10 protein-coding genes are annotated in these 10,972 nt (G+C 68.2%); 5 read left to right on the forward strand and 5 right to left on the reverse strand.

All coding sequences use genetic code 11. The features are described 5' to 3' along the window. The coding region (locus AC27VE_RS30480) for an FAD:protein FMN transferase (protein ID WP_488705825.1) at nt 1-905 on the forward strand (905 nt) is incomplete at its 5' end. 4 nt (nt 906-909) lie between these two features. After that, the gene (locus AC27VE_RS30485; protein ID WP_488705826.1) at nt 910-2,298 is read left to right on the forward strand and encodes a sulfite reductase subunit alpha; all 1,389 of its coding nucleotides are present in this window, start codon (nt 910-912) and stop codon (nt 2,296-2,298) included. 6 nt (nt 2,299-2,304) lie between these two features. Here AC27VE_RS30485 and AC27VE_RS30490 read toward each other — a convergent pair whose 3' ends face one another. Together AC27VE_RS30490 and AC27VE_RS30495 are read right to left on the reverse strand one after the other, a co-directional pair. Continuing rightward, nucleotides 2,305-3,264, reverse strand: coding sequence for a tripartite tricarboxylate transporter substrate binding protein BugE (locus AC27VE_RS30490; protein ID WP_035213413.1), 960 nt, complete (start codon nt 3,262-3,264; stop codon nt 2,305-2,307). A gap of 37 nt (nt 3,265-3,301) precedes the next feature. Continuing rightward, nucleotides 3,302-4,765, reverse strand: a complete 1,464-nt coding sequence (locus tag AC27VE_RS30495) for an N-acyl-D-glutamate deacylase (RefSeq protein WP_488705827.1) — start codon at nt 4,763-4,765, stop codon at nt 3,302-3,304. 89 nt (nt 4,766-4,854) lie between these two features. Between AC27VE_RS30495 and AC27VE_RS30500 the strand changes: the two genes are divergently transcribed. Then, nucleotides 4,855-5,823: a LysR family transcriptional regulator gene (locus AC27VE_RS30500; RefSeq protein ID WP_488705828.1), complete on the forward strand. Its 969-nt coding sequence runs from the start codon at nt 4,855-4,857 to the stop codon at nt 5,821-5,823. Here AC27VE_RS30500 and AC27VE_RS30505 read toward each other — a convergent pair. The 3 genes from AC27VE_RS30505 to AC27VE_RS30515 are packed head-to-tail and all read right to left on the reverse strand — an operon-like array spanning nt 5,820 to nt 8,326. Continuing rightward, nucleotides 5,820-6,263 (reverse strand): SRPBCC family protein, encoded by a 444-nt coding sequence (locus AC27VE_RS30505; RefSeq protein ID WP_280028660.1) that lies wholly within the window; start codon nt 6,261-6,263, stop codon nt 5,820-5,822. The two genes, AC27VE_RS30500 and AC27VE_RS30505, sit on opposite strands and share 4 nt — an antisense overlap. A 9-nt stretch (nt 6,264-6,272) precedes the next feature. Next, complete coding sequence (locus AC27VE_RS30510) at nt 6,273-7,103, reverse strand: phosphoenolpyruvate hydrolase family protein (RefSeq protein ID WP_280028658.1); 831 nt, start codon at nt 7,101-7,103, stop codon at nt 6,273-6,275. Between the two features lie 11 nt (nt 7,104-7,114). Further along, nucleotides 7,115-8,326 carry a Tm-1-like ATP-binding domain-containing protein gene (locus AC27VE_RS30515; RefSeq protein WP_488705829.1) on the reverse strand — a complete coding sequence of 404 codons (1,212 nt, stop codon included), beginning with the start codon at nt 8,324-8,326 and terminating at the stop codon, nt 7,115-7,117. Between the two features lie 159 nt (nt 8,327-8,485). Between AC27VE_RS30515 and AC27VE_RS30520 the strand changes: the two genes are divergently transcribed. Then, nucleotides 8,486-9,133 (forward strand): TetR/AcrR family transcriptional regulator, encoded by a 648-nt coding sequence (locus AC27VE_RS30520; protein WP_488705831.1) that lies wholly within the window; start codon nt 8,486-8,488, stop codon nt 9,131-9,133. Between the two features lie 121 nt (nt 9,134-9,254). Continuing rightward, nucleotides 9,255-10,910 carry a CehA/McbA family metallohydrolase domain-containing protein gene (locus tag AC27VE_RS30525; protein ID WP_488705830.1) on the forward strand — a complete coding sequence of 552 codons (1,656 nt, stop codon included), beginning with the start codon at nt 9,255-9,257 and terminating at the stop codon, nt 10,908-10,910. The last annotated feature ends 62 nt before the right edge of the window (nt 10,911-10,972 follow it).

Raw genomic sequence — 10,972 nt, forward strand, 5'->3', positions numbered from 1 at the left:
CGACCTGGTCGGCGCGCATGGCGCTGCCCGCCGGTTGCAGCGATCAGGCGGCGCGGATGGCGATCCAGGCCGCCTTGGACGAGGTCGTGGCCCAGATGAGCACGTGGGAAGCCGGCTCCGACATCAGCCTGTTCAATCAGGCCGGCGCTGGCTGGCGGGAATTGCCCGACGCGTTCTTCCATGTGCTGCGCCATGCGATGGCGCTGGCGCAAGACAGCGCGGGAGCCTATGACCCGACGGTTGGCCCCCTGGTCAACGCCTGGGGGTTCGGGCCGCATCAACGCGCCTTTGAACCGCCCTCGCCCGCCGCCATCGATGCCGCACGCCTGCGTTGCGGATGGCGGCGCGTGGCGCTGGATGCCGCGCGGCAAGCCGCCTTCCAACCCGGCGGCGCCTATCTGGACCTGTCGTCCATCGCCAAAGGCTACGGCGTGGACCGCGCCGCGATGGCGCTGGACGCGCTGGGGATCACGCAATACCTGGTGGAAGTCGGCGGTGAATTGCGGGCACGCGGCAAACGGCCCGACGGTCAGCCTTGGCGCGTTGCCGTCGAAGTGCCCGACGCCAGCGATGACCATGCCCTGGCGTTGCCGCTGGAAGACCGCAGCATCGCGACTTCGGGCGACTACCGGCGCCATGCCGGCAGCGGCGAGGCCCGCTACGCCCACACCATCGACCCGCGCACCGGCCAGCCCGTGCGCAACAACGTGGCCTCGGTGTCCGTGCTGCACCCGGTCTGCATGCAGGCCGACGCGCTGGCCACCGTGCTGACGGTACTGGGCGAAACGGACGGCCTGGCTTATGCCCGCCGCCATGATCTGGCGGCCCTCTTCATCCTGCGCGACGCCGACGCCTATCGCGTCGTCGCCACCCCGGCGTTCCAGGCGCTGGCGCTGCCTCGCTGATCCCATGAGCCTGACCCGGTTGATTGCTGCGGCATGCGTGGTGGGGCTTTGGCTGCTGCTCTGCATATGGGCATGGCGGCGCGCCCGGCGGCTGGAAGCCCTGCACGCACAGGCCCTGCAAGCCCTGAACGCGCCCACGCCCGAAGACACATCGCTGGTCGCCTACGCAACCCAGACCGGCTACGCCGAGACGCTGGCCGCGCAGACGGCCGAATCCCTGCGCGCCGGCGGCCTGACGGTTCGCGTGGCGGCGCTTGACCAGCTGGATCTGGCGCGCCTGACCACCTATCGGCGCGTCCTGTTCGTGGCCAGCACCTACGGCGAGGGCGACCCGCCCGACGCCGCTGCGGCCTTCGCCGGCCAGATGCAGGCCTTGCCAACGGCCGTCGGCGCGGCCCCGGCGCTGACCGGCATGCAATACGCCGTGCTGGCGCTGGGCGACAGCGAATACGCCCAGTTCTGCGGTTTCGGCCACCGGCTTGACGACTGGCTGCATGCCCAAGGCGCGACGCCGCTGTTCGATTTAGTGGAAGTGGACAACGGCGACCCGGCGGCGCTGCGCCATTGGCAGCATCACCTGGGCCTGCTGGCCGGCCGCAGCGACCTGCCCGACTGGCAAGCGCCCGTGTACGACACCTGGCGCCTGGCTGGCCGCACCCTGATGAATCCCGACAGCCAGGGCGGCCCTTGTTATCTGCTGACGCTGACACCGCCCGCCGGCGACGCACCACGCTGGATGGCCGGCGATATCGCCGAGATCGGCCCCCGGCACGCACGCGGCGGCCCGGTGCAGGCGCACCGCGAATACTCCATCGCATCCCTGCCGGAAGATGGCGCCATCCAGTTGCTGGTGCGCCAGATGCGCAGCGCGGACGGCGGCTTGGGGCTGGGCAGCGGCTGGCTGACCCATATTGCCGAGGAAGGCGACGGCATTGAACTGCGCGTCCGCGCCAACCGCAATTTCCATGCACCGGACGACGGACGCCCGATGATCCTGGTGGGCAACGGCACCGGGTTGGCAGGCCTGCGGGCCTTGATCAAGGCCCGTCGCGCCGCAGGTCACCGGCGCAACTGGCTGGTTTTCGGCGAACGTAACGCCGCGCATGACCGCTTCTGCCAAGAGGACATCGCCGCCTGGCGGCAAGACGGCACGCTGGAACGCATGGACGCCGTCTATTCGCGCGACCAGCCCCAGCGCCGGTACGTGCAGCACCTGCTGCGCGAACACGCCGACGCGGTGCAGTCCTGGGTGGACGCGGGCGCCGCCATCTATGTCTGCGGCAGCCTGCAAGGCATGGCAAGCGGCGTGGACGCCGCGCTGCAAGACATCCTGGGCGACGAGCGCCTGCAAGCCCTGCAGCACGGCGGCCGTTACCGCCGCGACGTCTACTGACGGCGCTTACTGCAGCTTGATCTGCGCGCGGTCGATCACGGTCTTCCAGCGGTCGCGCTCGCTGCGGATCTGTTCTGCGAATTCCGCCGGCGTGTTGCCCAGCGGGAACGCGCCCGTCTCTTCCATCTTTGCCGCCGTGGCCGGATCGCGCACGGCCTGGGCGAAGGCCTGCGCCAACTTGTCTCGCACGTCGGCGGGCATTCCTGCCGGCCCGACGACGCCGTACCAGGCGGTGACGTCGTAGTCCTTGTAGCCTTGCTCGGCGAACGTCGGCACATCGGGCAGCCGTGGGTTGCGCTCGGCGCCCGTGATGGCCAGCGCATGCAGATGCTTGCTTTTCAGGTAGGGCAACGACGACGGGAAGTTGTCGAAGATCACCGGCACCACGCCGCCCACGGTGTCGGTCAACGCGGGCGCCGAGCCACGGTAAGAGATGCTGTTCATCTTGCCGCCGATGATCTGCAGGAACCAGATCATGCCCAGGTCGTTCACGCCGCCCGCGCCGGCGTTGGCATAGCCGTCCTTGTTCGGATTGGCGCGCACGTGCGACACGAAGTCGGCCAGCGTCTGCGCGGGGAACTTCGGATTCACGCTCAGGATGTTGGGACTGGTGACCAGGTTGCTGATGGGCGTGAAATCCTTCACCGGGTCGTACGCCAGGTTGGGGAACAGGTGCGGCGCGGTGCCGTGCGTGCTGACGGTGGCCAGGCCCACGGTGTAGCCGTCCGGCTTGGCGCGCGCCGTGGCGACCATGCCGATGGTGCCCGAGGCGCCAGTGCGGTTTTCCACCACGATCTGCTGGCCAAGGATCTCGCCCGCCTTCGCCGCCGCCACCCGGCCAACGATATCGGTGGGGCCACCGGCCGGGAACGGCACGATCAGGGTGATGGGATGATCGGGAAAGGCGGCGTGGGCCGCGGGCAGCACGGCGGCTAGCAGAAGGGCCGTACAAGTTTTGCGCATCATCATGATGGGGTTGTCTCCTGAAGGATGGTTGCTGTTGTTATTCGGGGTGCTGGTCGCGCGCGGCGGGTTCCCGGCGCAATATCTTTCCGGGGCGCGCCATGCCGTCGGCTGCCGGAAACACGGGCTGGCCATTGACCAGCACGTGCTCGACGCCGGTGGACGCCAGCGTGGGCGACTCCCACGTGGCGCGGTCCACCACCGTGTCCGCATCGAACACCGTGATATCCGCCCACGCCCCCACGCTGAGCTGGCCGCGACCGGCCAGGCCGAACACGCGCGCCGGCAGCGCCGTCATCTTGGCGATGGCGGCTTCCAGCGTCAGCAGCTCGGCCTCGCGCACATAGCGGCCCAGCACGCGCGTGAAGCTGCCCCACAGGCGCGGATGCGGATGCGCATCGTTGGGCAAGCCGTCGGAACCGACCATGCAGCATTCGTGCTGGAAGATGCGCCGCACTTCGGCTTCGTCCATCGCGAAGTAGATGGCGCCTGCCGGGCACAGCCTTTGAGCCGCGGTCGTCTTGTCGCAACCCCAGCGCGCGGCGATGTCGGCAAGCGATTCGCCACTGCATTCGGGATGCGGTGTGGACCAGGTGATGCGGATATCGTCGATGCTTTCGGCGCGCTCGGGAATCAGGATGGTGGAGCTGCCCGGGTACGGATAGATGTCCAGCGCCACGTCCACGCCTTCGGCGCGGGCGCGGTCGATGTTGGCCAGCGTGGCGCGGCTCTTGCCCCAGTTGCGCGGCATCATGCACTTGTGGTGCGACAGCACGGTGGCGCAGCCCGTATTGCGCCCGACGGCCAGCACTTCGTCCACGGCCGCTTCAACCTCGTCGCCTTCGTTGCGGATATGGCTGGTGTGCAGCGCGCCATGCGCCGCGGCCACGCGGGCCAGCCCCTCCAGTTCGGCGGGTTCGGCCACACCGCCCGGCTGGTACGCCAGACCGGTGCTGAACCCCACCGCGCCGGCGGCGAGCGCCTCGGCCAGCATGCGCTGCATGGCCGCCTGTTCGTCCACGCTGGGCGCCGCCGTCGGATCACGCATGGCGGCCAGGCGCAGGTTCGCGTGGCCGACCAGCGCGGCCACATTGATCATCGGCTGGGTAGACCGCACTTCATCGAAGTAGGCCTGCATGTCCGCAAACAACGGCGTTTCGCCCAGCAGGGCCAGGGCCGCGGCGGTGTTGCCGGGCAGCGGCGCGGGCGCGCCGCTGACGCCGCAATTGCCGACCACGACCGAGGTGATGCCTTGGCTGGTCTTCCATTCCAGGCCCGGCTTTTCGACGAACATCAGGTCGTCGTGGCCGTGCACGTCGATGAACCCCGGCGCCACGATCTTGCCCCGGGCGTCCAGCCGGCGGGCAGCGGCCACGCCGGACAGGTCGCCGATCGCCGCGATGCGTTCGCCCGCCACGCCGACGTCGGCCCGCCGCCGGGGCGCGCCCAGGCCGTCGATGACCCAGCCGCCTTCAATGATCAGATCCAATGTTTCCTGCCGCATGATTGTCCTGCCTGGATGAAGGCCCTAGTATCGTTCGCGCGATCAATCTGGAAAAATTGTTTTTATTGATCCATCTATCGTGGTTTGAAATGAATCGCCTGCCCAAGCATGTCACCCTGAAGCACTTGACCGCCTTTGTTGCGGTGGCGCAGGAATCCAGTTTCACCCATGCCGCCAAGCGCCTGTTCCAGACGCAATCCTCGGTCACGAGCCTGGTGCGCCAACTGGAGGACGCTCTGGCAACCCAGCTCTTTGCGCGCACCAGCCGGCGCGTGCTGCTGACCGCCGCCGGCGAAGAGTTTCTGCCCCGCGTGATGCGGCTGCTGGCGGATTTTGACGGCGTGATCGAAGACGTGGTGCGTTATGGGGCGCTGGAACGCGGACGCGTCGGCGTTGCTGCCGCGCCATCGGCCATCACGCAGATCATCGCGCCGGCCGCGGCCGGCTTCTCAGCACAGTACCCTGCAGTGCGCCTGTACCTGAGCGACGACAATTCCGGCCGCATCCAGCGCAAGGTCGCCACGCGCGAGGTGGACTTCGGGTTGACCAGCCGCTGGGCCGACGCGCCCGGGCTGCGCTTCGACCCCGTGCTGGAAGACCGTTTCGGGGTGCTTTACCGTGCCGACGACGCCGGCCTGCAGCCGGGACGCGACGGCACCATGCGCTGGTCGGACCTGGCCGAGCGCAAGCTGGTGGGGGTAGTGGACGAAACGGGGATCATGGCGCTTTTGCGCGCTCGGGCGGACTTGCCCATCGAGGCGGGCGCGCCCTTTTATGAAGCTTCCAGCACGACGTCGCAGGCGGCCCTGGTGAAGGCCGGGCTGGGCGTGGCAGTGCTGCCGGCGCTGGCCGCCCAACGCGTGCTGGAACCCGGCCTGGCCTACGCGCTTCTGGCGCGGCCCACCGTCGTGCGCACGGTGTGCATCATCCGGCACAAGGAGTATCCGTTGAGCCCGGCCGCGCAGGCGCTGATCCGCGCCATCCACGACTATCTGCGCGATGCGCCGCTGCCGGCCGGCTGCAAGCGCGTGCCGGCCGGGAAGAAAGCGGTGGCCTAGCCGGCGCGCAGTTTCACGTCCAGCGCCGCCAGGCCCGTCGCGAACACGCCCTGCCCCACAGCCTTCGCCACGTCGGCAAGCGGCGCCCCTTCCACCCGGAAGTCGGCCCACCATTCGACCAGGGTGTGGCCGCTTTCCGTGATGGGGCGCAGGGACACGCCCGCCACGTAGTCGCGCATCGGCAGGTCGGTCTCGATGATGGAATAGCGCAGCGCGGTGCCCGGATCGTCCAGCATCAGCAGCTGTTCGCGCACAAAGCCCGAAGGCGCCAGCGTCAGGTGCCGCACGCTGCCCACCGCGTCATGGCGGCCACCGGCTTCCAGTCGGCTTTGCGCCACGCCGGGATGCCAGCCGGCCAGCCCGTCGAAGTCGCGGAACAGCGGCCAGACCTTTTCCAGCGGCGCATGGATGATGGCACTGATGTGGACGGTATGCGGCATGGGACCCTCTTAGAAAGTCAGGTTTTTGAACTCGCGCGTGGCAGCGGTCAGCGCTTGTTCGGTGGGCAGGCGCTCCATGGAACTGGCGCCGTAGAAACCATGGCAATGCTTGCAGGCGCGCAGCACGTGCGCGGCGTCCTCGGGCGTGGCGATGGGGCCGCCATGGCAGAGCACGATGATATCCGGGCGCACCGCCAGCGCGGCCGCGGCAATGCGGTCGATGGCGGCCACGCACCCGTCCAGCGTCTGCGAGGTCTCGGCGCCGATGGAGCCGCCCGTCGTCAGGCCCATGTGCGCGACGATGATGTCCGCGCCGGCCTTGGCCATCGCAACCGCGTCGTCCTCATTGAAGACGTAGGGCGTGGTCAGCATGCCCTTCTTGTGCGCCAGGCGGATCATGTCCACTTCCAGCGCATAGCCCATGCCCGTCTCTTCCAGGTTGGCGCGGAAGGTGCCGTCGATCAGGCCGACGGTGGGGAAGTTCTGCACGCCGGAAAAGCCCTGGCGCTTCAGGTCGTCCAGGAACACGTCGAAGTCGCAGAAGGGGTCGGTGCCGTTCACGCCCGCCAACACCGGGGTTTTCTTCACCACGGGCAGCACTTCGCGGCCCATGTCGACGACGATCTCGTTGGCGTTGCCATAAGCCAGCAGCCCGGCCAGCGAGCCCCGGCCCGCCATGCGGTAGCGGCCCGAGTTATAGATCACGATCAGGTCGATGCCGCCCGCCTCTTCGCACTTGGCCGACAGGCCCGTGCCCGCGCCGCCGCCCACGATGGGCGTGCGTGCGCGCACCATGGCGCGAAACTTGTCCAGCAGGTCGTTACGGTCGAAACGGGGCATGACGGCAATCCTTAATGGGTAGCGATTTCAAGAAAATGGTCGACCGCCGTCTTGGCGAACAGCGGGTCGTTGATGTGGCAGGGCACGCGCACCAGCCGGCGCTGCGGCGTCTGCACCAGGTTGGCTTCCAGCGCGGCGAACAGGGCCGCGTCAGCCTCGGGGTCCCAGAACGCCTGACCCGGCGCGTCCAGCGCGGACACGCCGCCTTCGGGGATCAGGAAGCGGACCGGCCCATCGCACTGGTTCAGCTTGGCAGCGATCCATTCACCTTGGGCGGTGTTTTCCTCGACCGTGGTGCGCATCAGCGTCACCTGCGGATTGTGCGGATAGAACTTGCGGCCCTGATAGCGTTCGGGAATGGTATCCATCCCGCCGAAGTTCACCATGTCCAGCGCGCCGCAAGAGCCGACGTAGGGCGCGCGGGTGCGGGCCACGGCACCGAAACGGTCTTCGGTGCAGGCCAGGACGCCGCCGAACAGGAAATCGCAGACTTCGGTGGTGGTCAGGTCCAGCACGCCGCCCAGCAAATGGCTGTCCAGCAGCTTTTCCATCGACTGCCCGCCCGTGCCCGTGGCGTGGAACACCAGGCAGTCGTAGCGGGATTCCAGCAACGGCGTCACCTGCTGCACGCAGGCGGTGGTCACGCCGAACATCGTGATGCCCACGGCGGGCCGCCCATCGTCTTCGATGGCGACGCCCGCCTGGCGGAATGCGCCGCCGATCGCGCCGGCGGCATTGGCCAGCACGCGACGGGAAATGCGATTCAGCCCCGCCACGTCGGTCACCGAATACATCATGGCGATATCGGAGGGGCCGACGTAAGGCGCGACGTTGCCCGAGGCCATCGTCGACACCATCAGCTTGGGCGTGCCGATGGGCAGCGCGCGCATGGCCGGCGTGATCAACGCGGTGCCGCCGGAACCGCCCAGGCCCAGCAAGGCGCCGATGGCGCCGTTGCCGGCCGCATAGCGTTCAAAGGCCAGCGCCATGGCGGCAATTGCCGTACCGCGGTCGCCGGTGAACACGGCCTGCGCGCCGCCGGGATGGCTGCGGGCCACTTCCTGCGCCTGCACCTGGGCGGCGCTGGCGGCGCCGGTGGTGGACACGTCCACCGACACCACGTCCAGCCCTTCGCGCTTGAGCAGATCCACCACGTACTCGGCTTCGTGGCCCTTGGTGTCGTAGGTGGCGGCGACAAAGACCCGCCGGTTCGAATACGTCATGGCTCCTCCGCGGGCGGCTACACTCGGTGCGCGCCTCGATATGTGAGGCCGCAAGGCCTGTAGAATCAAGAAATGAGACGAAAGAATCATACTGAGACACCTGTCTCACGTCAAACCTCCCTCGCCAGCCCTGCCGCCCCGGCGGCGGGTACCGCACGCCTGATCGCGCCCGCCAGCCCACAGGCGGCAGCCAGCGGGGAACCTCCGCACGGGCCCCGCGCCCGCATGCGCAAGACGCTGCTGGACGCGGCGCAGCAGTTGATGGCCCAGGGGATCACTCCGTCCGTCGCCGAGCTGGCCGAACACGCCCGGGTCTCGCGCGCGACCGCGTACCGGTACTTCCCCAGCCAAAGCGCGCTGATCGCGGCCGTCGTGGATGAAAGCCTGGGTCCCATCCTGGCCTGGAGCTCCGCGGCGCCGGACGCCGCCACGCGCGTGGACGAATTGCTGCGCTTCGCCTTTCCCCGGCTGGAAGCGCACGAGGCGCCCTTGCGCGCCGCCATCATGGTGTCGCTGCAGCAGCACGCCGAAGCCAGCGCCGGCAAGGCGGGCAACGAACCGCGCTTGGTGCGCGGCCATCGGGTCGACATCCTGAAGCGCGCCATCGCCCCGCTGGCGGCCGACTTGACGCCGGCGCAGCAAGACCGCGTCGCGCAGGCGCTGTCGCTGGTCTACGGGTCCGAGGTGTTCCTGGTGTTGAAGGACATCTGGCACCTGGAGTTGCCTGAAATCACGGACGTCGTGCGCTGGACGGCGCAGGCCATCATCAGGCAGGCCGTGGCCGAGGCCAAGCCCGCCAAGCCATAATCCTGGGCGGGCGTGGCTGCCCCCGCCCATCTGCCTGTCATTCCCTCGTCACCCGCCGCGGGCATAGTTCCGCCCTTTCGCGGCCATGCCCTCGCAGGCCGCCAGACGTTGGAGTGTGTCCATGCAGTTCGAAGTATCCCGCTTGCGGCGGGCCGTCATGCCGTTGTCGCTGGTTTGCGTCACCCTGTTGAGCGCCTGCGGCGGCAGCGACGACGACGATAATGAAGTCGTCACACCCACCCCGCCGGTGGTGACGGAGCCCACGCCGGTCGATCCCAAGCCGGTTGAGACCGGCGCCTGGACCGCGGGCGACCTGCACGTGCACACCTACCAATCGGATGACGCGCAAGTCAGCCTGGAAAGCGCGCTGGACCAGGCCTTCGACCGCTACAAGCTGGACTGGGCCGCGATCTCGAACCATTTGCGCCTGTCGGGCCGCGACCATACCGGTACGGCGCTTGCCGGCGGACCCGTGCCGTTTTCCACCGGCATGGCCCAGTACGAAGTGCCGTTCATCAAAACTGCGCAAGCCGCTGGCCGCTATGCCGGCAAGATCATCTTTTCGTCGTTCGAATGGGACATGCCGACGCATGACCACGTGAACATCGGCATCGGCGTGAACGACCCGATGTCGGCCAAGTCGCTGCAGGCGGTGGCCGAATTCGAATACCTGTTCACCAACCGTGACCCCGCCCTTTTCGACCCGCTGCTGGTGTCGCGCCTGGCAGGCCAGGCGCGTGCATTCACCACCCACGCCGATTCGCTGGCCGCGCTGAAATGGCTGCGCGACAAGCACCCCGACAGCTACATGCTGCTGAACCATCCGTCGCGTTATGCCGGCAAGTACACCGTGGCGCAACTGCGCGAGATGAACGACCTGGCGCCGGACGTCTTCTTCGCCATCGAAGGCATGGTGGGCAACCAGATGGAACCGGACCGCGGCGGCTACGCCACGGCCTATACCAACGCCTTCCTGCCCAACCGCACCTATGGCGGCGTGGACTATCTGGTGGCGCACCTGGGCGGCACCTGGGACGCATTGCTGGGCGAAGGCCGCCGCATCTGGACCGTGGCGGATTCGGACTTCCACTTCCGCACGGCTTCGGGCCTCTACAGTTCGGGCTATGCGCCCGGCGAGTACGCCAAGACGCACGTCTGGAAGGACGGCAAGGACATGGCCTCGGTGGTTGCGGGCTTGAAGAGCGGCCGCATGTTCGGCGTGTTCGGCGACCTGATCGACGCGCTGGACTTCCAGGCCAAGGGCGCAGGCGGCGCCGTGCACATGGGCGGCGAGCTGAAGGCGGCCAAGGGCGAACGCGTGGAAGTCACCATCCGCTTTCGCAGCCCGGACAGCAACCATTACGAATACCCGATCGAAAGCGGCAATCCCACCTACGTCAAACCTACCGTCAACCACGTGGACCTGATCGTGGGCGAGGTCGGTACGCGCGCAGCCGCCGGCACGCCGGGCTATGACGCCGACACCAACCCGACGACCCGCGTGCTGGCCCGCTTCACGCGCGCCGACTGGACGGTGGATGCCGAAGGCTACAACGTCATCAAGACCACGGTGACGGCCGACAAGAGTCAGTACCTGCGCTTGCGCGGCACCAACCTGGGCGTGGACGTGGCCGGCGAAACCGCCGCGGGCGAACCGCTGCCCGACGCCAAGGTGGACCTGGCCGACAACGTGGCGCGCTTCAATGCCATCAACGCGCGCAACTACAACGACCTGTGGTTCTATTCGAACCCGGTGTTCGTGACGGTGGCGCAGTAAAAAAGTGCCCTGGCGGCCCCCCGGGGTTAACGTGCCCCCCGGGGGGGGGCCTCCCCCGGCCA

It is taken from the genome of Achromobacter sp. 18P8.1.1 (assembly GCF_057799415.1).

Excerpts from the sequence above, each read along its gene's own strand:
- AC27VE_RS30505 (WP_280028660.1), bottom strand. The coding sequence starts at position 6,263 with ATGCCGCATACCGTCCACATCAGTGCCATCATCCATGCGCCGCTGGAA.
- AC27VE_RS30495 (WP_488705827.1), bottom strand. The coding sequence starts at position 4,765 with ATGCGGCAGGAAACATTGGATCTGATCATTGAAGGCGGCTGGGTCATC.
- AC27VE_RS30500 (WP_488705828.1), top strand. The coding sequence starts at position 4,855 with ATGAATCGCCTGCCCAAGCATGTCACCCTGAAGCACTTGACCGCCTTT.
- AC27VE_RS30490 (WP_035213413.1), bottom strand. The coding sequence starts at position 3,264 with ATGATGCGCAAAACTTGTACGGCCCTTCTGCTAGCCGCCGTGCTGCCC.
- AC27VE_RS30525 (WP_488705830.1), top strand. The coding sequence starts at position 9,255 with ATGCAGTTCGAAGTATCCCGCTTGCGGCGGGCCGTCATGCCGTTGTCG.
- AC27VE_RS30485 (WP_488705826.1), top strand. The coding sequence starts at position 910 with ATGAGCCTGACCCGGTTGATTGCTGCGGCATGCGTGGTGGGGCTTTGG.
- AC27VE_RS30515 (WP_488705829.1), bottom strand. The coding sequence starts at position 8,326 with ATGACGTATTCGAACCGGCGGGTCTTTGTCGCCGCCACCTACGACACC.
- AC27VE_RS30510 (WP_280028658.1), bottom strand. The coding sequence starts at position 7,103 with ATGCCCCGTTTCGACCGTAACGACCTGCTGGACAAGTTTCGCGCCATG.